Genomic DNA, 20,637 nt, shown 5'->3' on the forward strand with positions numbered 1-20,637 from the left:
TGTAACGGTGTCACTCTGGAGACATGATCACTCCGGCCGAACAGTCCGTTCTGGATCTGGTCAACGGCGATGACCTGATCAAACTCACTACCTCGTTACTGCGGGCCCACGGCGAGAACCCGCCGGGCGACGAGGGCGACACGGTGGCGGCGCTGGCCGCCGGGTGCGTACAACTCGGCCTCGATTTCGAGGCGGTCCGGGTCGAGGAGCCCGGGCGGGACAACCTCAGCGCGGTGCTCACCGGCGGTGACGGCCCCGGCCTGCTGCTACTCGGCCACAGCGATGTGGTCGGAGTCGGCGAAGGCTGGACGGTCGATCCGTTCGGCGCGGAGATCCGCGACGGCCGGATCTACGGCCGGGGCGCCGCGGACATGAAGGGTGGTCTGGCCGCGTGCGTGATCGCGATGGCCGCGCTGCGGGCCTCCGGCGTCAAGCTCAGCGGCCCGGTCGAACTCGCCGTCGTGGTCGACGAGGAGGAGACCGGCAAGGGCATCCAGCACTTCATCAACGCCAACTCGGGTACGGCGTACCGGGCGTGCGTTGTCGCCGAGCCGACCGACCTGCAGACGATCATCGGCGCGCGCGGCGATTCGTACCTCAGGGTGAAGGTGACCGGCCGCGCGGCGCATGCGGGGAACGCGGCCGCCGGCGTGAACGCGATCTACGGCGCCACGGCGGTGATCGCGGAAATCGAGCGCGTGCACGCCGAGCTGGCGCGCGATCCGCATCCGCTGCTCGGTCCGGCGGCCTGGAGCGTCGGGCAGATCCACGGCGGCACCGGCGCCTCGATCGTGCCGGCCGAGTGCGTGCTGATGGCCGACCGGCGGCTGCTACCAGGGGAATCCCCTGCCGAGGTGCTCGCGGATCTCCGGCGTCGAGTGGACGCGTTGGGCTTGACCGAGCGAGGGTTGACGGTCGAGCTGGAAATGCCGATGGAGATGCCCGCCTTCGAGACGGCTGCTGATGATCCGCTGGTGGTTGTCGCCGATCAGGCCGTGACGGATGCGGGTGGTCCGGGTCTTCCGCCCGGTGGATGGGCGGCCGCGTGTGATGGCGGGTTCATCGCTCGTGATCTTGGCGTACCGACGGTGGTGCTGGGGCCGGGGTCGCTGAACGATCAGGCGCATCGTGCCGATGAGTCCGTTGCTTTGGACGAGTTGCTTACGGCGGCGCGGGCGTACACGCTGCTGGCGCTTCGGCTGCTCAGTTAGAGCCGTCGCTTCGGTGGCTCGGTTAGGGCCGCTGCGTGCTGATGGCGGCTCGGTTAGGGTCGGGGTGTGCGGATTGCTACCTGGAATGTGAACTCGGCCAAGCAGCGACTGCCCCGGTTCTTGCCGTGGCTGGACGAACGGCAGCCCGACGTGGTCTGCCTGCAGGAGACCAAGCTCGCGAACGAGGCGTTCACCGAGTTGTTCGAGGCCGAGCTGGCCAGCCGGGGCTACGAGGTCGCGCTGAACGGCGAGGTGCAGTGGAACGGCGTCGCGCTGTTGTCGAAGGTGGGCCTGGACGACGTCGTGGCCGGGATTCCGGACGGCCCGGGTTTTCCGCATCAGGAGGCGCGCGCGGTCTCCGCGACCTGCGGCGGCATCCGGGTGCACTCGCTCTACGTGCCGAATGGGCGCGAGCCTGATTCGGACCACTACCGCTACAAGCTGGAGTGGCTCGAGGCGCTGCGCAAGCAGGTCGCCGCCGACCCGGCGAACGTGATCGTCTGCGGTGACATGAACATCGCCCCGACCGACGCGGATGTTTTCGACCCGGCCGCCTTCGCCGGACACACCCACGTTACTCCGGCCGAGCGGGAAGCCCTGGCCGCGCTGCAGGCGGTCGGCCTGCACGACGTGGTGCGTGATCGCTGGCCGAACGAGACGGTCTTCAGCTACTGGGACTACCGCGCCGGGATGTTCCACAAGAACCTCGGCATGCGCATCGACCTGGCCCTCGCCAGCAAGCCGGTGGCCGAGCGGGTCAAGGCTGCCTGGATCGACCGGCAGGCCCGTAAGGGCACCGGCCCGAGTGACCACGCACCGGTGATGGTGGACCTCGACGAGGCTCCGGACGGCGACATCGGCCCGATGGTGCCCCCGCCGTCCGCCGCGGGTCCTCGCCGCGGCAAGCTCCCCCAGGGCTCGCCGCGCACCAAGAAGGCTTGAGTCTCCCTTACTGTCTTAGCCGCTTTAGGGCGTGAATACGGCGCGCTGAGCACACTTGCCTGGGTTCGCCAGGTCCGACGGGTAGTTCCGGGCTTGGCCTGTCCAGCTCACGCCACCCGGTCGCGCGGGTTCTTACCGGCTTGCCGGATCGAACGTCGTTGAGGTGGCCGCGGCATCCGCAAGTCGTCGTGATTCCACGAGCCGTCGCCTGGCCGGGGCCCAGCTTCTAGGGCATACTGAATACAGTCGACGCGCTACGCTCATCGGGCTGGAGCCTCGGCGAGTGAGGGAGGCGTGCGGGATGATGCGACAGCTGGAGTACCTCGTGGCGCTCGCCCGCGAAGGGCACTTCTCCCGCGCCGCACAAGCCTGTCACGTCTCGCAGCCCTCCCTGTCCGCCGCGATTCGCAAGCTCGAACACGAACTGGATGTACCGATCGTGCGCCGCGGCAACAAGTACGACGGCCTGACGCCCGAAGGTGAACGCGTACTGCTCTGGGCCCACCGGATCCTCGCCGAGCGGGACGCCCTGCGGCAGGACCTCTCGACCTTGGAGAACGGCCTCAGCGGCGTACTGCGAATCGGGGCGATTCCGACCGCTCAGACGGTCGTACCGTTGCTCACATCGCCTTTCTGCCAACGGCATCCACGCTCGCGAGTGTCGATCGCCTCGCTGTCGTCGGCCGAGATCAGCCACGGCTTGACCGAGTTCGAGCTGGACGTTGGAATGACCTATCTGGACGGGGAACCGCTCGGGCGCGTGCGAACGTTCCCCTTGTACAAGGAGCGGTACCTGCTGTTGGTGCCGGACGACAGCGAACTGGTCGACCGCGAACCGGTGAGTTGGGCTGACGCCGCGAAGCTGCCGTTGTGCCTGTTGTCGGGGCAGATGCGGAATCGCCGGATTCTGGACCAGATGTTCGCGACGGCCGGCACCACCGTCGTACCGGCCGTCGAAACCGACACCGTGGCGGCGCTGTACTCGCATATCGCCTCGCTGTCGTGGTGCAGCGTGATCTCGCACGCCTGGTTGCACATGTTCGGCATACCCGCCGGAATGCGGGCGGTCCGCCTCGAACACGTCGCCCCGTCGCCGCGAATCGGCCTGGTCTTCGCCGACCGGGAGCCCGAGTCCATCCTCGCCCGGGCTCTGCTCGACGTAGCCCGCCACCTCAACGTGCGAACCACCCTCGACGGCTCCGCCGCCACCCACATCGGGCCTACGCCTGCTGCCGGCCTCACTTCGAATCGGTAGTGGCCTTCTCCGGACCGCGCACGACGACGTACCCGAACAGCACCAGCATCACCGCGACTCCGACCCACATGGCCTGGCGCCACCCCGCCACGAACGACTCCTGCGCGATCCGGATCAACGCGCCCGCCTGCGGACCGGCTCCCTCGGCGGCGGCCAGCGCGTTCGCCACGCCATCCCGAGCCGCGTCCGCGATCTCGTCGGGGGTCCCCGCCAGCCGCGCGTCGATGGCGTTGCGGTAGCCGGCCGACAGAATCGCTCCGAGCATCGCGACGCCGAGCGCCGTACCGAACTCCCGGGTCACGTCGTTCAGCGCGGATGCGACGCCTTGGCGCTCGCGCGGCAACGCGGTGGTGATGGCCTCGGTGGACGGCGTCATCGACAACCCCATGCCCAGTCCCATCGCGACCATGCCCGGCAGCACCGACAGGTAGCCGCCTTCAACCGAGACGAACACGGCCATCAACGCCAAGCCCACGGCCCCGAGCAAGATCCCTGCCGCCATCGTCGTACGGCTGCCAACCCGCGCTGCCACTCTCGGCGCTAGCCCGGAAGCGAACATCATCAGCAACGCCATCGGCATCAGCGCCAGCGTCGACCGGAGGCCGGACCAGCCGAGCACTGCCTGGAAGTACGGGAAGAGCACAACGAAGATCCCAGCCAGTACGCCGAACACCGCCAGCAGCGACACCGAACCACTGGCCAATCCGCGCTTTCGGAACAGGCGTACGTCGAGTAGCGGAGCCTGCTGGCGCAACTCCCACAGCACAAACGCCACAGCTGCAAGCAGGCCAACCAGCAAACTGATGAGGGTCAGCGGCTCGGTCCAGCCGTGCACGGGTCCTTCGTGCAGAACGTAGATGAGCCCGAGCACAGCGACCACAGACGTGAACGAACCAACGCGGTCGAACTTGTGCACGAAGTCCTCGCGGGAGTTCGGCACCGCCCGCAAGGCCATGACCACCGCGGCCACCACGAGTGCGACCGGCAGCACGAACAGCCAGCGCCAGGTCGCGAGGTCGACCAGTACGGCGGACAGGTACATACCCAAGATGCCTCCACCGCCCGCGACCCCGCTCCAGACGCCGATCGCCTTGGAACGCTCCTCGTCCGGGAACGTCGAGGTGATGACGGCAAGCGTGACCGGCATGATCATCGCGGCACCAACGCCACCGAGCAGGCGCGCCGCCAGCATCAGCTCGGTCGAGGGGGCGAGTCCGGCGGCCGCACTGGCCATTCCGAACACGGCCAGGCCGGCCAGTAGTACCGGCTTACGTCCCCATCGATCACCCATCGCACCAAGCGGTAGCAACAACGCCGCGAGACTGATCGTGTAGATGTTGATGATCCACAAAACCGTGCTCTGCGACGCGCCGAACTCAACCGCAAGCTCCGGCTGGGCCACGTTCAGACCCGACACCGAAGCGATAACGGCCATCAGGGCGATGCAAACCGCCATCAAGATCGCCCGCCGGCGCCGCGGATCCTCAACAACGCCGTCCTCGACCACAACAACCTGACTCACGCCACTATCTCCCTCTCGATCCCATGCACACCGACCCACACCACCCCGCCACCGACGCATCAGCCGCGAAGTGGCTTGTGGCGCCGACTCGCTCGCACGACGACGTCATGCAGCACTCCGCCATGACCGGCCAAGGTCCGCTGCTCCTCGGCGGCAGTCAGGACCTCCCACTCCGCCTCGTCCAGTCGCGCCACCACAGCCGCAGCCGTAACCGCCACCTCCCCCACATGCCCCTGGCCCTCCGCATGCCCATGCCCGTCGGAGCCACGATCACCGTGACCGTGGCGACCACTGCCATGGCCGCCTGCACCGTGGGTGTGACGACCGCCTCCGTGTACGTGACCGTGGTGGTCGTGGTGGTCGTGGTGGTCGTGGTGGGCGTGGCTTCGGGTGTGATGGTCGCTGTCTGGGCGGCCGTGGTGGCGGCTGGCGTCGGCCGAACCGGTGTGGAGGTGCCCGACGATCAGGAGAGTGCCACCGGGAGCGACCCATTCGGCGATGCGGTCGTAGAACTCCAACTGCGGCATCGCCGGATGGGCGTAATGCGTTGTAACCAGGTCGAACTGCCTACCCGGCTCCCACACGCTGAGATCCGCTTCAACCCACTCCACCGTCCCCGAGCCATCCCACGCGGCTTTCTGGTCATCCCCCGAAACCGCCGCCGCGACCTCTCTCGAACGATGTGCCGAATGGCCCGGCACCTCCGTCACCACCACACCGCCGACGCCCGCACCCCCTCCAGACGTGCCCCTTCCGCCGGGCCCCGCGTCGCCTCCTGGTGTAGCTACACCGCCAGCACTAGTACGGGCTCCAGTTGCGGGCGCGACGGTAACGGCGAGCGAGTCAGGTGGCGCCGCGGAACCGACCGCCGGGTCGAAGTGGTCGGGTAAGGCGGCGCGGGTGGTGGCTTGGCTTAGGGCTGCGGCGCGGGTGGTGGCTTGGGTGAGGGCTTCGGCGGAGATGTCGGCGGCGGTTACCTGCCAGCCGTGGGCGGCGAGCCAGATCGCCTCGGCGCCCGCACCGCAACCGGCGTCCAGCGCGGTACCAGGCTCAATGCGGCTGATTTCGCGGGCCAGGTACGGATTTGGCGGGTTAGTGCTCATAGAACCGGCCGCGCCGTCTCCGCGCTTTTGCCAGTGCTGCTCCCAGAAGTCCTTGTCGAACCCGTTAGCGGATTCGCGCGCCCTCGCCCCACCTTCCGTCGAATGGCCGACGTCCTCGCCAACAACCCCGTCAAGTGCTGAACCACCCGCACTTCCGGCCGCTCGACCGGCCACCCCGTGGGCTACCTGGTCGGCGGAGCTTTCGGCCGTTTGGTCGACCGTGCTTTGGGCTGCTTCGGCGGCGGCGGATTCGGGCGGTTGGGCGTCGGCAGGGCTGGCTGGGCCGGAGGGGCTCTTTGTCGGCTGGTGGGGGTTTGGCATGTTGCGTCCTTTCGGCTGGTCTTTCGAGCGTGCGACCATGGGGACAGATACGCAAACTTCGTTGCCGAATGGAAAATTGGTCGCCATGGATGACTCGCTGGACCGGACCCTGGACGCGGTGGGGCCGAGGCTGAAGCAGCTTCGATTGCGCCGCGACATCACGCTCGTCAACCTGGCGGCGGAGACGGGTATCTCGACGAGCACGCTGTCCCGGCTTGAGGCGGGCCTGCGCCGCCCCACGCTGGAGCAGTTGCTGCCGCTCGCTCGCGTCTACGGGGTGACGATCGACGAGCTCGTTGACGCACCGCCGACCGGGAATCCGCTCGTCACCATGCGGCCCATCACGTGTGAGGACGGCTCGGTCATCCTGCCGTTGTCCCGCAGGCCCGGCGGGATCCAGGCGTACAAGTTCGTACTGCCGCGTGGTGACGACAATGCCGAGCCCGACCTTCGTACCCACGAGGGCTACGACTGGGCGTACGTGCTCAACGGCACTCTGCGCCTCGTCCTCGGCGAGCACGACCTACGACTGAAACCCGGTGAAGCCGCGGAGTTCGACACCCGTACGCCGCACTGGTTCGGCGCCACCAGTGCCGGGCCGGTCGAGTTCCTCAGCCTCATCGGCAAACAGGGCGAGCGCGCACACGTACGGGTAGCGCCTTCGTCCCAGTAGTGCCCCGCCGGCATAACCTGGCTCGGGTCGGGTCAGGGCGGCGATAGGGAAAGGCTGTTGGAGGATAGAAAGATTCGCTTTGACCGGCGGGATCGATCGGACGAGGGTGGAATCACGAAACCCCTTGTATTGAAGGAGATTCCCCATGGCGAAGGTGCTTTGCGTACTTTATGACGACCCGGTCGACGGTCATCCGACGAACTATGCGCGTGACGATCTGCCGACAATTCCGGACTATTCGGACGGGCAGAAATTGCCTAGTCCGAAGGGCATCGACTTCACGCCGGGACATTTGCTCGGCAGCGTATCCGGCGAGCTGGGGGTGCGGCCCTATCTCGAAGGGCTCGGCCACGAACTGGTCGTCACATCCGACAAGGACGGGCCGGATTCGGTCTTCGAGCGGGAACTTGCCGACGCCGAGATCGTCATCTCGCAGCCGTTCTGGCCGGCCTATCTGACACCCGAGCGGATCGCGAAGGCGCCGAACCTCAAGTTGGCCGTGACCGCCGGAATCGGGTCCGATCACGTGGATTTACAGGCCGCGATCGAGGGCGGCGTCACCGTGGCCGAGGTGACCTTCTGCAACAGCATCAGCGTCGCGGAACACGTGGTGATGATGATTTTGTCGCAGGTACGGAACTACCTCCCGTCACATCAGATCGTGCTCGACGGTGGCTGGAACATCGCCGATGCGGTTTCGCGTTCGTACGACCTCGAGGGCATGCACGTCGGTACGGTGGCGGCGGGCCGGATCGGCCTCGCGGTACTGCGCCGTCTCGCGCCGTTCGACGTACATCTGCACTACACCGATCGGCACCGCCTTCCGGCAGAGCTCGAAGCGGAACTCGGTTTGACCTGGCACGCCAGCACGGACGAGATGGTGCCACATCTGGACGTGGTCACGATCAACGCGCCGCTGCATCCGGAGACCGAAGGCCTGTTCGGCGACAAGCTGCTCGGCACGATGAAGCGCGGCGCCTACCTGATCAACACCGCCCGCGCCAAGATCGCCGATCGAGATGCGATCGTGCGCGCGTTGGAGAGCGGTCAACTCGCGGGATACGCGGGCGATGTCTGGTACCCGCAGCCCGCGCCGGCCGATCACCCCTGGCGCACCATGCCCCACCACGGCATGACGCCGCACATCTCCGGTTCCTCCTTGTCTGCCCAGGCCCGGTACGCCGCCGGCACGCGTGAAATCCTCGAGTCGTACTTCGAGGGCACCCCGATTCGCGACGAATACCTGATCGTCGATGGAGGCGCTCTCGCCGGTACGGGCGCGCACTCCTACTCCACCGCCAAGTAGCCCGGTCTCGCCGAAGGGCCCAGCAACACAAGGGCTCTTCGGCGGATGATCGCTCAGGTGTGGGCTAGGACGAGGAGTTCACCGTCGGGAGCGCCTACTGGTTCGCGGTTCCAGCCGCCGTGGACGTGCTCCACCACGAAGCCAGCCTCGCTGAGCGCGGAGCGGAGCGCCTGCTCGGAACGGAAACGCTGGGTCGCCGTACTGGCCGACTCCAGCGACTCGCTCTCGGGTGGGAACTCGTAGTGGCGAGTGAAGGTGACAGCGCCGTCTTCTACCGTCGTCACCTCGGTCCACACCTCGACGACGCTGCCGTCCGGCATGGTGATCCGCCGCCGGGAATCGACCGGGTTCCAGCGTTCCCAGCCGCGCGCATCTGGATCGCGGCTGTCGAACACCAACCACCCGCCCGGTACGAGCGCCCGCCGGAGATCGCTCAACGTACGACGCCACTCGTGCTCGTCCACGAAGAACTGCGCGACGTGACTGGTCATCACCGCCAGCTCGTACGCCGAGCCGGGCAACACCGCCGACGTGCCTTCAATCCAGGTGACTCTGTCCGCGCCAGGTTTGTCGCGGGCCCGTCGTAGCGATGCCACGGCTGGATCGACTCCCGTCACGCGGTACCCCTCGTTGGCCAGTCCAAGGGCCAGTCGGCCCGTGCCGCACCCGAGGTCGAGCACCCGGGCGCCTTTCGCCGCGTGGGCCTTGACCGTGGCGACGAAGTAGTCGTCGTCGCGGGACCAGGGACACTCCGCGTCGTACACCGCGACCAGACGAGGATCGTTGAACTCTGCTTGCAACATTCGTAGTCCCCTAATCCGGACCTTGATCGATAAGGGCGTTCGCCAACAGTTCGGCCAGGTGCTGCGGTCGACGCGTGGTGGCCTGGGCGATCTGAGTACGGCAGCTGAAACCGTCCGCCAAGATGGCCGTCGCCGGGTCGGCGGCACGAACGGCCGGAAGCAGCACCCGCTCCCCCACCGCCATCGAAACGTCGTAGTGGTCGCGCTCGAACCCGAAGTTCCCGGCGAGACCGCAGCACCCCGAATCCGGTACATCGGCGTCGATCCCGGCCGCGGCCATCAGCGCCCGTTCGGCGTCGAACCCGAGCACCGCGTGCTGGTGGCAATGCGTCTGCACCAAGGCCTGGCCATCGACCCGAGGCGGTTCCCAATCCGGCGCGAACTCCCGCAACACCTGCGCAAAGGTGTACGTCGATCGCGCAGCCTTCGCCGCCAAAGCGTCGTCGCCGAGCAGATCCGGTGCATCGTGGCGGAGCGCCGCCGCACAGCTGGGTTCCAGACCGACGATCGGTGTCCCGGCGGCCAGGTGTGGTTCCAGCACCGCGAGCGAACGCCGCAAGACCCGGCGGGCGATCGTCAGTTGGCCGGTGGAGATCCAGGTCAGTCCACAACACACTGGCCGCTCCGGCAGCACCACCTCGAACCCGGCATCTGCCAGCACAGCCACGGCTGCCTTCCCCACCTCCGGCGTGAGGTAGTTCGTAAAGGTGTCGGGCCACAGCAACACCCGTTTCCGGCCAGCGACCGGTGAGCGCGCCCCGAACCAGTCGGTGAAGGATTGCCGGGCGAACGACGGGACCTCCCGTTCATCGGCGATGCCACCGAGCTTGCGAGCCGCGGAGGTCGAGGCGAGCCGGCCGGCCGTACGCGCCGCAGGTCCGCTGGCAAGCCGGGCCCACAGCGGCAGCCAGCCCATGGACCAGTGCGAGCGTGGACGCGCCCACGGTCGACCCGCGAAGTGGTGATGCGTGAATTCCGCCTTGTACGTCGCCATGTCCACGTTGACCGGGCAATCCGACAGACAGCCCTTGCAGGAAAGGCAGAGGTCGAGCCCGTCACGGACCTCGGTCGAGCGCCAGCCGTTCCGCACGAGGGTGCCTTCGAGCATCTCCCAGAGCAGATGCGCGCGCCCTCTGGTGCTGTGCAGCTCGTCGCGAGTGACCTGGTAGCTCGGGCACATCACGCCGCCGGAGGTCTGCCGGCAGTTGCCGATCCCCACACATCGCCGTTGAGCCTGCGCGAAGTCACGGTTGTCGTTGCCGTAGGCAAACACGGTGAGCAACTGCCGGGTATGCGCCGGTCCGTCATGCCGGATGTCGGCGTCGAACGGTGGCGGATCCACCACCGCACCTGGGTTCAGCACCCCGGTTGGATCCCAAATCCGTTTAGCCTCGGCCAGCAGAGCGAGCCCGTCCGCGCCGTACATCCGGCCGAGCAGTTCGCCCCGCGCGCGTCCATCACCGTGTTCGCCCGAGACCGATCCACCCAGGGACACGACCAGATCGGCGGCTTGTTCGATGAAGGCGCGGTACGTCGCTAGGCCTCGTTCGCTCAGCAGGTCGAAGTCGATCCGCATGTGCATGCAGCCTTCGCCGAAGTGGCCGTACGACGCGCCGGACAAACCGTGCCGCGCGAGCAGCTCATCCAGCCCGCGCAGGTAGTCGCCCAGCCGTGCGGGTGGAACGGCCGCGTCCTCCCAACCACCCCATGCCTCGGCGCCGTCGGCTCGGCGCGTCGCGAGGCCCGCCGCGTCCTTGCGGCAGCGCCAGAGCACGGCTTGGTGCCCGGTATCCGTGACGAGTTCGGCCGTAACAGCGACACCTGAATCGCGGAGGTCCTCCAGCATCGCGCGCGCGGTCCTCACCGCGCTCGGGACGTCGTCGGCCCCGAGCTCCACCAGCAGCCAGGCGGTTCCCGGCGGCAGGTCGGCGGCGTCGCGCACCTCCGCCGGAAGACGGGCCAGCAGTTCGGCGTTGATCGACTCCATCGTCAGCGGGCCGTGTCTGAGCACGACGGGCACGCAATCCGCCGAGGCGATCGAGTCGTTGAACCCGAGCACGCATAACACCTTCGCGACCGGCAACGGCGTGAGCTGCACGGTGGCCCGCAGGGTGGCGGCGAATCCACCCTCGGTCCCACAGAGCAACCGCGCCACGTCGTAGCCGTGTTCGGGCAATAGGCGGTGCAGCGGATAACCGGAAATCTGTCGGGTGAACTGCCCGAATCGCCGACGGATGGCCAGCTCATTCCGGTCGACAAACTCCTGCAGGGCTCGATGGAGCTGCCCCACCCGCCCGGGACGTTCAGCCGCCGCGGTACGACGTACGCCTGGGTCGTCTTGCCCGGAAGGCGTATCCAGGCTGAGGTAGGTGCCGTCGGCAAGCAGTACTTCGATCGCGCGCAGGTTGTCCGCCGTCGTACCCCAGGCCACCGAATGGGCTCCGCAGGCGTTGTTCGCGATCATGCCGCCGAGGGTGGCGCGGCTACCCGAGGACGGATCGGCACCGAACGTCAGACCGTGTGGACGCGCGGCGGCGAGTAGATGCGTCAGCACGACGCCTGGTTCGACCACAGCGGTGCGGGCCTGCGGGTCGAGCGCGAGGATGCGGTTCACGTGGCGCGAGCCGTCGATCACCACACCACCGATCGCGTTACCCGCCATGGACGTACCGCCGCCGCGCATGGTGACTGGCGCACCAGCGGTTGCCGTGATGGTGACAGCCGTCGCGAGGTCCTCCACGTCGGCCGGGACCACGACCAGGTCAGGGACCGCTCGGTAGTTCGACCCGTCCGTCGCGTACAACGCGCGAGTGCGGGCGTCATCTCCAACTGCACCGCGGACCTCGGCGCGAAGAGCGGCGGCCAGTCGCGCCACGTCGTACGGGCTCATGCACGACCCTCCACCGGGCTGGGGGTATCTCGTCGCCAATCTACCCAGCTGGGCGGATCGCCGGGATCTGGCGCCGCGCCGGGCCGCCGCGAGTCCCTGCCCGTGGTCGCCTACTCGTGAGCTCGGTGTCCACTCAACCGGGAAATCGGATGGCGGCGACTCGGCCACCGGGCCATGATGGCGGTATGACGTCTGGGCCGGCTGCTGCCGCGAAGTGACCCGCGGGTTCCACCCGTGTGCAGTCCCTTCGTCCATCAGCCATGCCCAGGAGCACCTCCATATGCAGCTTTTCAACGTCATTCACCCCCTTTCCAGTACTGATCCAGAGCGGCCCGATCTCCGCGACGTGGACCGGGCGGAGCCGCCTGCGGTCGAGCAGTTCGCCGGAGCACCGGGCGATACCGACGAGGTGGTCGAGATCGCCTGTGATGAGTCCGGCTTTTCGGGGACCAACATGCTCGATCCCGACAGCCCTGTTTTCGTGCACGCCGCGGTCGAGCTGGACCTGCGCTCGGCCAAGGCCTGGGTCGAGGCGGCCCGACGGTCTTTGCCTTATTACGGTGACGAGTTCAAGGCGAACCACCTCCTTCGCGAACGCCAGCGGCCGATGCTCAACTGGCTGCTTGGCCCCGACGGGCCGATCCACGGCCGCGCCCGGGTGCATCTGACCGACAAGACCTTCTTCGCGGTCTCACGCATGATCGACGTTTTGACCACCGAGCCGACCTACGCTTCCGGAACCAGCCTCGATCCCAAGGGTCGAGCCAAGGCGCTCGCGTTGCACCATGACGGACCGCGCGTCTTTGGGCCGGACAAGTGGCACGGGATTTTGCTGGCGTTCACCTCCTTGATGCGTGCGAAGTACCGCAGCCAGGTCGAGCCGATGACGGACGAACTCTTTGCGGGCTTGACCTCCGGTCCTGCGAGAGAGTCCAGTCCGGCTATCAAGGAGTTACGCTCCGGTCGCGCCCGGATCGAGCCGTACCTCAGTCAGGTCCTCGATGAGAGAACCACGTTGCCGCCGCTGGAACCGTTGATGCCGGCCCTCGTCGAGACCGCGCTGGCCTGGGGTGCGGACGGCCGACGGGTGTCGGTCATTCACGACGAGCAGAGTTCGCTCACCTTGCACCGGATAGGCCAGATCGAGCGGGTACTCGTGAAGACCTGGCCCGGCCGAACCGGCCCGCTGCTGTCGTTACGCCAGGTCGACTCCCGCACCGAGGCCCGCGTCCAAGTGGCCGACCTGCTGGCCGGAGCCGCCCGCCGAATCGCCTCCGACCAGCTGCACGGTCACGGAGATCCCGAACTGACGGCCCTTCTCAGCCCCTACCTCGAACCAACCTCAATCTGGGCCGACGCCCCCAGCTGGTCCCGCCTTACCGAGCCCCTCACCACCCCTCGCCCCGACAGCCCTGCCCCGGCGCTACCCCACCACCACTGACCAGCCAGCGCGTCCGACGGCGACCGTCCGAGCAGACATGCCGGGCGGATCCGCCGGACGGTGGTCAGGGGACGCGGGCGGTTAGGTGGTGGAGGGACGCGTGTTTGAGGTGGCGGGTGCCTGCGGCGAAGGCGAGGTAGACGCGGGAACCGGCTCTGGTCAGGCCTTCGCTTTGGCTGGGTAGGAGGAAGGTCGAGCTCATGCCGGTCGACCTTCGCTGGATCGTGAAGAGGCTCGATTGGTCCGGTCCGGCGGAACGGCTGAAGAGGATGTGGTCAGGCGTCACCACTGCGCCTGTCACCTGGGCTGGGGTGTCGAGCACGGCTGCGGGTGAACGAGGCACCTGGCCGGTGGGCGACAAGCGGTAGCGGTAGAGCTGTCCCGTGAGGCCCGTTTGGCCGCCGACGAACAGGTCGGAGCCGTAGATGGCGGCGTAGCGGGAGGCTCGGACTGGGAAGGCCGCGTCTGGAGCGAGATACGCGCCGTTGGGTGCGTTGATCAGTTTGGCGAGGCTGAAGCGGCGGATGTAGTGACGGTTTCCCGTTGCGTGGGCGGTCAGCCAGAGGTGTTCGGCGATTGCCAGGCCTCCGACCGTGCCGGGCCGGACGGAGACGGATTTCACCCGTCGGCCGGAGGCTCGGTCGATCACGGACAGCATGCTGCGATGTCGGCCGGCGTCGTACGAATAGAGCACTAGCCAGTCGCGGCGATGGAGGTAGGCGAGGCCGCGGGGCTGGCTGGCCGGCGGATGTGGCACCGCGGGGCCGCGGGTGAACTGGTGTGCCTGATTCGCGATCATGCCCGGCTCCGGCGCCGCTGCGAGGCCGAGCAGACCGGCGATGGCGAGCAACAGACTTGAGATGACCATCCGGATCCCTCCCTGAGTAGAACGATGTGCAGGGAAGGTACGAGCCGAAGGACCGGGCGATCAGACGATTTCGCCGCCTGTGGACAACCTGGACGAGACCGTGCGATCGGTTCTCACGCGTGAAAGGCCTAGGCAGCCACACGCCCGGAAGCACCCGGCGGCCAAGACGCCGATCGGCGGCGGCGGGGCGGAGCAGATGGAGGGAATGCGGAAACCCCCGTCACCCAAACGAGGGGTGGCGGGGGTTTCGGCGGTGGATCAGTTGAACGAGTCGCCGCAGGCGCAGGAGCCGGTGGCGTTCGGGTTGTCGATCGTGAAGCCCTGCTTCTCGATGGTGTCGACGAAGTCGATGGTGGCGCCCTTGAGGTACGGAGCGCTCATCCGGTCGGTGACGACGCTGACGCCGTCGAAGTCGACCACCACGTCGCCGTCGAGCTGACGCTCGTCGAAGAAGAGCTGGTAGCGAAGGCCGGAGCAACCACCCGGCTGCACGGCCACGCGCAGCGCGAGGTCGTCGCGACCCTCTTGGTCCAGCAACGCCTTCACCTTGGCGGCAGCACCATCGCTGAGGAGGATGCCGGTTGCCGTGGTGGTGGCCTGCTCGGTCTGCGCTTCAGTCATTCCTGACTCCAGTCATCTGTGATGTCAGCACTCGGTCTCTGGGCAGCCGACCGGTGCGAAAATTCCGCTGTCACCTCGGGCAACAACTGTCATCCCGAGCGCATTCCCATGGTCGCACACCAAATCCAACCCTCCAACGAGCGCCCACGCCCGCCGGACCTCGGCAGACCAGCCGAACCGCCGGTCGAACCAGCCCGGACGCACCCGAAGTCCACCCGGACCAGGCGCGGACACAGCCGGAAAGGCCGTGGTGGTCAGCGCGCCCAGGTCTTGGCGACGCGCTCGGCGACCGTGGCCAGCGAGCCGTAGGCGTCGGCGAAGGCCTTTTCCTCGCCTACCGCGTCCACCAGGGAGTAGGCCGACTCCACGCCCATCGTGCGCATCTCCCGCGCCCCGATCAGTACCTTTCCGGCCAGTACGACGCACGGCCGCATCGCGTCGTTCGCCACCTTCGCGACCCCAGCGATGACCTTGCCGTCACGGGACTGGAAGTCGAACGCGCCCTCCCCCGACAGCACCAGGTCCACCTGACCGGCCTTGGCGCGCAAATCGGTCAGTTCCGCCACCAGGTCGATACCGGAGACGCGACTGGCGCCGAGCAGCAGCAAGGCGTACCCGAGCCCACCGGCCGCGCCCGCGCCCTTGGCGTCGGCGATCTTCCGCCCGGCGAGCTTGGCGAACCCGGTCAGCCACTCGTCGACTACCGGCTTGCGCTCGTCGGTGACGCCTTTTTGCGTACCGAAGACGTTGGTCGCGCCGCGTAGCCCGAGCAGCGGGTTCTCCACGTCACTGGCCGCGATCAACTCGACACCATCCAGCTTGTCCAGCGCCGGCGCCAGGTCCACCGCCGTCACCCCGGCCAGCCCGGCCGCGCCCGCGTCGAGGCGTCCACCGGTCGCGGTCGCGCCCAGTGCCGCGAGGAGGCCCGCGCCCGCGTCGTTCGTACCGGAGCCACCGAGGCCGAGGATGATCCGCTTGGCGCCCGCCTCGACGGCTGCCGCGACGAGTTGGCCCACGCCGTACGTCGTACCGTCCTCCGGGCGGCGGTCTGCCGGTTCCACCAGGTGCAATCCGCAGGCCTGGGCGGTCTCGATGTAGGCCGTCTCACCGGCCACCAGGACCGTCGCGGGGACCTCGTCGCCGAGCGGGCCCCGCGCCGTACCGGAGAGCAGGGAACCGTCGATCACGGCGGCGAGTACGTCGATGAAGCCCGGGCCACCGTCGGCCATCGGGGCCACCAGCACCTCGGCCTCCGGGTCACGCCGGCGCCAACCCTCCTCGATCGCGGCCGCGGCCTCGACCGCGGTCAGGGTGCCTGCGAACTTGTCCGGGGCAATCAGCACGCGCATGGCGACATCCTTGCGTACGACCGCTCAGCCTGTCGCCACGCCCACCGAGCGAGACACCGCGGCCGGACCGGATGTGGTCGGACCACGCGCGAGCAGGCCCGAACCAAGCGGTGTAGATCACATGGTGGGCGGTTGGGCAAGGGTGGGCTGACCTGGTTGGGCGCGTGGCACGATGGTTGTCGTGACGACTACCGCGGATGTGCCGAAGTCCCTGCCGCTGCTGTTCCTCGGGCGTGACACGGACCCGCACTCGGAGCGAGGGGTGGAATGCCCGGGCGCGCTGCCACCGGCGTCGGACCCGAACCTGGTCGAGCGGGCGCGGAAGGCGAAGGCCGCGCTCGGCGACAAGGTGTTCGTGCTGGGGCATCACTACCAGCGCGACGAGGTGATCCAGTTCGCCGATGTCACGGGTGACTCGTTCAAGCTCGCGCGCGACGCGGCGGCCCGGCCGGATTCGCCGTACATCGTGTTCTGTGGCGTGCACTTCATGGCCGAATCCGCCGACATCCTCACCAACGACGACCAGACGGTGATCCTGCCGGACCTGGCCGCGGGTTGCTCGATGGCCGACATGGCCCGGATCCAGCAGGTCGAGGCCGCCTGGGACGCGCTGGCGGACGCGGGCATCGCCGACGTCACCGTGCCGGTCACCTACATGAACTCCAGCGCCGACATCAAGGCGTTCTGCGGCCGCAACGGCGGTGTGGTGTGTACGTCGAGCAACGCCGAGGTGGCTCTCAACTGGGCCTTCGAGCGCGGCGAGAAGGTGCTCTTCCTGCCGGACCAGCACCTCGGCCGCAACACCGCCGTGCTGGAGCTCGGGCTGAGCCTGGACGAATGCGTGGTGTACGACCCGCACAAGCCGCACGGCGGTCTCACCAGTGAGCAGCTGGCCGCGGCCAAGATGATCCTCTGGCGCGGGCACTGCTCGGTGCACGGCCGGTTCACCGCCGCCTCGGTCGACGACGTGCGCGCCCGGGTCCCCGGGGTCAACGTGCTGGTCCACCCGGAGTGCCGTCACGAGGTGGTCACCAAGGCCGACCTGGTCGGCTCGACGGAGTACATCATCAACACCCTGGACGCCGCCGGGCCGGGAAGCTCCTGGGCCATCGGCACCGAGCTGAACCTGGTCCAGCGCCTGGCCAAGGCTCACCCGGACAAGAACATCGTGTTCCTGGATAAGGCCGTCTGCTACTGCTCGACGATGAACCGAATCGACCTGCCGCACCTGGTCTGGGCGCTGGAGAACCTCGTCGCCGGTACCGCGATCAACACGATCAAGGTCGATCCCGAGACCGAGAAGTACGCCAAGGTCGCGCTGGACCGCATGCTCAGCCTGCCGGGGAAGTCCCTTCGCGACTGACCGCACTGCCCTCGTACCACTCGGCGAGTACGTCGCCGAGGTGGTTCGGCGCCCACCGGTCCACCGGCTCGATCCGGCCGCGCAATCCCGCGAGGCCGGACGCCAGGGCGCCGGGCAGATCCCCCTGCCAGGCAACAACGGCCCCTTCGCCCGGGCCAACGAGTACTGGCGGCGCGCCGCGGTCCAGGCAGACAACCGGGCATCCGCTGGCAAGGGCCTCCGCGACCGCCCAACCGGCTGAATCGCCGAGAGTCGGTGACAGCAGGGCATCGGCGGTACTCATCGCCCGGAGTACGTCGGCCCGGGGCAGCTCGCCGAGGAACTCAACCCGGTCGCGGACGCCAAGCCGGTCCGCGAGGCGATCCGCCCGTCGCCAGTCGGGTCCGTCGCCAATTACGCGTAGCTCCCAGTCCTCCGCACCCGGCCGGGCAAGGGTGGTTATGGCCGGGACAAGTCCCCGCGACGGGATCAGCCGGCCAACGAACAAGGCAGTCCGCCCATCGGCACTAGCCCGCTCATGTCGTTGTGGGCCGCCACTGTTCAACCGAGGCATCACGACCGCGGGGTGGATCGCCACCGAACCCGTACCGCGATAGGCGTGGGCAGCCTCGTGATCCCGCGCGACCACAAGATCCACGTGCTGCCGCAACCGGTGATTCGCTACCCGCTGGGCCGGGGCGGTGAACAGTCGCCGCAGCAATTCCGCCTCCAGCCCGGGCCCGTCGAGCCAGCGGGTCAACGGCAACGGCACCGGTTCGGAGGCGCCCGCCGGGCCCCAGATGACCCGCGCCCCGGTACGCCGTACCAGGCCGGTGGGATACCGGTCGGTGTCGGTGGCCAGGTGGTGGATCACGTCGAAGTGCTGTTCGGCGTGCAGTCGCCGGATGGTGCGGGCCGCCTGCCGCCCCCAGGTGAGGCGCCGGGGAGCGGGCAGGTCGACCCCGACGACGGTCAGGGAGGGTACGGGTCGGCGGGTCAGCTCGGCCGTGAGGCGCCGCGCCGAACCCGCGCTGGTCACTAGATGGACGTCATGAGTCGCCGCCGCGGCTCGGCACCATGCCCAAGCCGCTTCGGCCTCGCGGTCACCCTCGGGGTGACAAGCGCTGGCACTGATCAGGACCTTCGCCGTTGACATCACGGCGGCCCCTCAGCAGCGATCCACCGCCGGTTCGAGCCAGGGCACCCGCCAGCGCCCACTCGCCCCCACTTCCTCATGCCGCCGCCCTGCGATCCCCATCGCGGAACCCCCAGTACTCCCCCAGTTGGCTGATAGCCCACCGTCCTCGCCCTGAGAGTAAAGCAGCAACGGGGTTATTGCCTAGGCTCTTCGACCGGAAGAAATGCCGGAATACGCCGGGAGAACGCGGAAATCTACGGAATCACCACGGCGGTGCCGCCCGCGTCCTGGCCGTCCACGCCGATCCAGGTGGACCACTTGTGCATGTAACTGCCGTTCCAGGCATAGCGTTTCGCCTCGAGCCCACCGTCGGCCGCGGGAATCTTGTAGTCGTTGGCGATGAACCGATTGTCACCAACCGCATCGAATGCGTGACCCCAGTACTCCGGCCGGTCCGCCTTCTGGTTGCTGACAACACCGGTCAGACCAAGACCGAAGCCGTTCGCGCAGCGCGTGCTGGTGATGGTGTTGTCGACCACGCGCAGGTGCTGCAGGTGCAGCTCGCGGCCCTGGCGTTCCTGGCCGCCGATGGCGTTGTGGTTGCCGGCGACGGTGTTGTTCGAGACCTCGACGTTGACCGACGAGTTCACGTCGATGCCGGCGCCGTCGTACAGCCCGCCCTCGGTGACACCGCGGCGGCCGAGCAGGTCGCAGCCGTTCCCGGTCACGGTATTGCCGGAGATCTTGCCGTTGCTGCTGATCTCGAACCGGACGCCGTCAGCGGAGTTGTTGGTGATGGTCGAGTTCCGGAACTCCAGCGAGTTCGGAATGGCCGGGTCTCCCGCGGCGCCGTCGGCCCACAGACCGATGCCGAGGTTGTCGTGGGTGAAGGCGGCGTCGATCACGCCGGTGGCGCCAGTCGTGATCTTGATACCGCCGGACTCCCAGTCGGCCACCCAGTAAAGACCTTGGTGGTTGTTGTGGTCGATCTCCACGTTGGCGACGGTGAAACGGTCGGCCCGGTAGATGCCGCCGCCGAGCTGGCCGTTGTACGACGTACGCGACGCGGTGAACGACGCGTCGTTGCCGATCATCTTCCAGCCGAGCGCGTGGTTGTAGCTGACGTCCACGCTGAAGACCTTCCAGCGCGTGCCGATCTCCACCGCGCCGTTCTGGCTCAGCGACGCGAAGTGCCGCACGCCGAGGCCGCGAACCGTCACGTCGGTCGCGGTACCGGCGGGCAGTGCCGTACGCGTGCGGCTGACCCGCATCGTTGCCGTCGTCGGGTTGTCCCGTACGTAGACCCGGTTGGCCGCGTAGTCCGGGAAGAACTTGCCCGGTCCAAGTTCGGCCAGGCTACCGACGCGGACCAACTGCGTGCTGTTGCGGAAGACGTCCTCGGACTTCCGGCACAGGTTGGCCACATTGTTTTCGCACTGGCCGTTCGGGTCGGTGTAGGCGGCTGGTAGAACGCCACTCGCGTACCAGTTGGTGCCGGAGGCGGTCCACGCCGTGGGCACGATTGCGCCCGAGAGCATCGTGCCGCTCGTCGGGGACGGTCCAGCGCCCCAGAGCGTGTCACCCGTCTTGAGCTGCAGTGGCGCCGTCAGCTGGTAGACGCCGGCTGCGAGGCAGTACGTCGTACCAGCCGGGTTGGCGTTCACTACCGACTGGATGTTGGCGCCGAGGGCAACGTTCACCCCGGCGCAGGTATCAGCCGCCTGCGCGGTTGTCCCGGTTACGGCGACAGTGGCCGGAGCTGCCAGCACCAGGGCCGCGAACCCCCTCCAACGCTTGCTAGACATCGCAAAACCCCCACAAAGCTTGCCGGATAAGTCCTTCGCCGACGCTA

At 67.9% G+C, this 20,637-nt stretch carries 16 protein-coding genes; 7 read left to right on the top strand and 9 right to left on the bottom strand.

Features of this window, described 5'->3' with window-relative positions:
* The first annotated feature begins 23 nt into the window (after nt 1-23).
* From ACFFGN_RS10250 to ACFFGN_RS10260, 3 genes are all read left to right on the top strand, one after another.
* Nucleotides 24-1,211 (top strand): M20 family metallopeptidase, encoded by a 1,188-nt coding sequence (locus tag ACFFGN_RS10250; protein WP_380045817.1) that lies wholly within the window; start codon nt 24-26, stop codon nt 1,209-1,211.
* Nucleotides 1,212-1,277: 66 nt separating this feature from the next.
* On the top strand, nt 1,278-2,153 hold the full coding sequence (locus ACFFGN_RS10255) for an exodeoxyribonuclease III (protein ID WP_380045819.1): 876 nt from the start codon (nt 1,278-1,280) through the stop codon (nt 2,151-2,153).
* Nucleotides 2,154-2,454: 301 nt separating this feature from the next.
* Nucleotides 2,455-3,408 carry a LysR family transcriptional regulator gene (locus ACFFGN_RS10260; protein ID WP_380045821.1) on the top strand — a complete coding sequence of 318 codons (954 nt, stop codon included), beginning with the start codon at nt 2,455-2,457 and terminating at the stop codon, nt 3,406-3,408.
* Here ACFFGN_RS10260 and ACFFGN_RS10265 read toward each other — a convergent pair.
* Both ACFFGN_RS10265 and ACFFGN_RS10270 read right to left on the bottom strand, forming a co-directional pair.
* Nucleotides 3,392-4,930 (bottom strand): MFS transporter, encoded by a 1,539-nt coding sequence (locus tag ACFFGN_RS10265; protein ID WP_380045823.1) that lies wholly within the window; start codon nt 4,928-4,930, stop codon nt 3,392-3,394. The two genes, ACFFGN_RS10260 and ACFFGN_RS10265, sit on opposite strands and share 17 nt — an antisense overlap.
* 59 nt (nt 4,931-4,989) lie before the next feature.
* A complete protein-coding gene (locus tag ACFFGN_RS10270) occupies nt 4,990-6,033 on the bottom strand; it encodes a class I SAM-dependent methyltransferase (protein WP_380045825.1) in 1,044 nt (347 codons plus the stop codon).
* A gap of 406 nt (nt 6,034-6,439) precedes the next feature.
* Between ACFFGN_RS10270 and ACFFGN_RS10275 the strand changes: the two genes are divergently transcribed.
* Entirely contained in the window at nt 6,440-7,027 is a 588-nt protein-coding gene (locus ACFFGN_RS10275) for a helix-turn-helix domain-containing protein (RefSeq protein ID WP_380045828.1), read from the top strand.
* Nucleotides 7,028-7,172: 145 nt separating this feature from the next.
* On the top strand, nt 7,173-8,333 hold the full coding sequence (locus ACFFGN_RS10280) for an NAD-dependent formate dehydrogenase (protein WP_380045830.1): 1,161 nt from the start codon (nt 7,173-7,175) through the stop codon (nt 8,331-8,333).
* A gap of 53 nt (nt 8,334-8,386) precedes the next feature.
* Here the strand turns inward: ACFFGN_RS10280 and ACFFGN_RS10285 are convergent, their stop codons facing one another.
* Both ACFFGN_RS10285 and ACFFGN_RS10290 read right to left on the bottom strand, forming a co-directional pair.
* A complete protein-coding gene (locus ACFFGN_RS10285; protein ID WP_380045832.1) occupies nt 8,387-9,136 on the bottom strand; it encodes a class I SAM-dependent methyltransferase in 750 nt (249 codons plus the stop codon).
* Nucleotides 9,137-9,146: 10 nt separating this feature from the next.
* Complete coding sequence (locus ACFFGN_RS10290; protein WP_380045834.1) at nt 9,147-12,026, bottom strand: FAD-binding and (Fe-S)-binding domain-containing protein; 2,880 nt, start codon at nt 12,024-12,026, stop codon at nt 9,147-9,149.
* A 280-nt stretch (nt 12,027-12,306) separates the two neighbouring features.
* On the opposite strand from ACFFGN_RS10290, the gene ACFFGN_RS10295 reads away from it, so the two are divergent.
* The gene (locus ACFFGN_RS10295; protein WP_380045836.1) at nt 12,307-13,467 is read left to right on the top strand and encodes a DUF3800 domain-containing protein; all 1,161 of its coding nucleotides are present in this window, start codon (nt 12,307-12,309) and stop codon (nt 13,465-13,467) included.
* A gap of 64 nt (nt 13,468-13,531) precedes the next feature.
* Here the strand turns inward: ACFFGN_RS10295 and ACFFGN_RS10300 are convergent, their stop codons facing one another.
* The 3 genes from ACFFGN_RS10300 to ACFFGN_RS10310 all read right to left on the bottom strand — a co-directional run bounded on the left by ACFFGN_RS10300 (nt 13,532) and on the right by ACFFGN_RS10310 (nt 16,305).
* The gene (locus ACFFGN_RS10300) at nt 13,532-14,335 is read right to left on the bottom strand and encodes a hypothetical protein (RefSeq protein ID WP_380045838.1); all 804 of its coding nucleotides are present in this window, start codon (nt 14,333-14,335) and stop codon (nt 13,532-13,534) included.
* 258 nt (nt 14,336-14,593) lie between these two features.
* Nucleotides 14,594-14,956 carry an iron-sulfur cluster insertion protein ErpA gene (gene erpA, locus ACFFGN_RS10305; RefSeq protein ID WP_380045840.1) on the bottom strand — a complete coding sequence of 121 codons (363 nt, stop codon included), beginning with the start codon at nt 14,954-14,956 and terminating at the stop codon, nt 14,594-14,596.
* Nucleotides 14,957-15,210: 254 nt separating this feature from the next.
* Complete coding sequence (locus ACFFGN_RS10310; RefSeq protein WP_380045842.1) at nt 15,211-16,305, bottom strand: glycerate kinase family protein; 1,095 nt, start codon at nt 16,303-16,305, stop codon at nt 15,211-15,213.
* Nucleotides 16,306-16,477: 172 nt separating this feature from the next.
* Between ACFFGN_RS10310 and nadA the strand changes: the two genes are divergently transcribed.
* Nucleotides 16,478-17,668, top strand: a complete 1,191-nt coding sequence (gene nadA / locus ACFFGN_RS10315; protein ID WP_380045844.1) for a quinolinate synthase NadA — start codon at nt 16,478-16,480, stop codon at nt 17,666-17,668.
* On the opposite strand, the gene ACFFGN_RS10320 is transcribed toward nadA, so the two are convergent.
* Nucleotides 17,637-18,803, bottom strand: coding sequence for a glycosyltransferase family 4 protein (locus ACFFGN_RS10320; RefSeq protein ID WP_380045846.1), 1,167 nt, complete (start codon nt 18,801-18,803; stop codon nt 17,637-17,639). The genes nadA and ACFFGN_RS10320 overlap by 32 nt on opposite strands.
* A 236-nt stretch (nt 18,804-19,039) precedes the next feature.
* Nucleotides 19,040-20,590 carry a right-handed parallel beta-helix repeat-containing protein gene (locus ACFFGN_RS10325; RefSeq protein WP_380045848.1) on the bottom strand — a complete coding sequence of 517 codons (1,551 nt, stop codon included), beginning with the start codon at nt 20,588-20,590 and terminating at the stop codon, nt 19,040-19,042.
* Between the last annotated feature and the right edge of the window lie 47 nt (nt 20,591-20,637).

The organism is Kribbella deserti (genome assembly GCF_042434725.1).
In the GTDB taxonomy this organism is placed as follows: Bacteria; Actinomycetota; Actinomycetes; order Propionibacteriales; family Kribbellaceae; genus Kribbella; species Kribbella deserti.

Coding starts and splice junctions, on each gene's coding strand:
- ACFFGN_RS10280 (WP_380045830.1), top strand. CDS start 7,173: ATGGCGAAGGTGCTTTGCGTACTTTATGACGACCCGGTCGACGGTCAT.
- ACFFGN_RS10285 (WP_380045832.1), bottom strand. CDS start 9,136: ATGTTGCAAGCAGAGTTCAACGATCCTCGTCTGGTCGCGGTGTACGAC.
- ACFFGN_RS10310 (WP_380045842.1), bottom strand. CDS start 16,305: ATGCGCGTGCTGATTGCCCCGGACAAGTTCGCAGGCACCCTGACCGCG.
- ACFFGN_RS10250 (WP_380045817.1), top strand. CDS start 24: ATGATCACTCCGGCCGAACAGTCCGTTCTGGATCTGGTCAACGGCGAT.
- erpA (WP_380045840.1), bottom strand. CDS start 14,956: ATGACTGAAGCGCAGACCGAGCAGGCCACCACCACGGCAACCGGCATC.
- ACFFGN_RS10275 (WP_380045828.1), top strand. CDS start 6,440: ATGGATGACTCGCTGGACCGGACCCTGGACGCGGTGGGGCCGAGGCTG.
- ACFFGN_RS10325 (WP_380045848.1), bottom strand. CDS start 20,590: ATGTCTAGCAAGCGTTGGAGGGGGTTCGCGGCCCTGGTGCTGGCAGCT.
- ACFFGN_RS10300 (WP_380045838.1), bottom strand. CDS start 14,335: ATGGTCATCTCAAGTCTGTTGCTCGCCATCGCCGGTCTGCTCGGCCTC.
- ACFFGN_RS10320 (WP_380045846.1), bottom strand. CDS start 18,803: ATGTCAACGGCGAAGGTCCTGATCAGTGCCAGCGCTTGTCACCCCGAG.
- ACFFGN_RS10290 (WP_380045834.1), bottom strand. CDS start 12,026: ATGAGCCCGTACGACGTGGCGCGACTGGCCGCCGCTCTTCGCGCCGAG.
- ACFFGN_RS10270 (WP_380045825.1), bottom strand. CDS start 6,033: ATGAGCACTAACCCGCCAAATCCGTACCTGGCCCGCGAAATCAGCCGC.
- ACFFGN_RS10295 (WP_380045836.1), top strand. CDS start 12,307: ATGCAGCTTTTCAACGTCATTCACCCCCTTTCCAGTACTGATCCAGAG.
- nadA (WP_380045844.1), top strand. CDS start 16,478: ATGGTTGTCGTGACGACTACCGCGGATGTGCCGAAGTCCCTGCCGCTG.
- ACFFGN_RS10260 (WP_380045821.1), top strand. CDS start 2,455: ATGATGCGACAGCTGGAGTACCTCGTGGCGCTCGCCCGCGAAGGGCAC.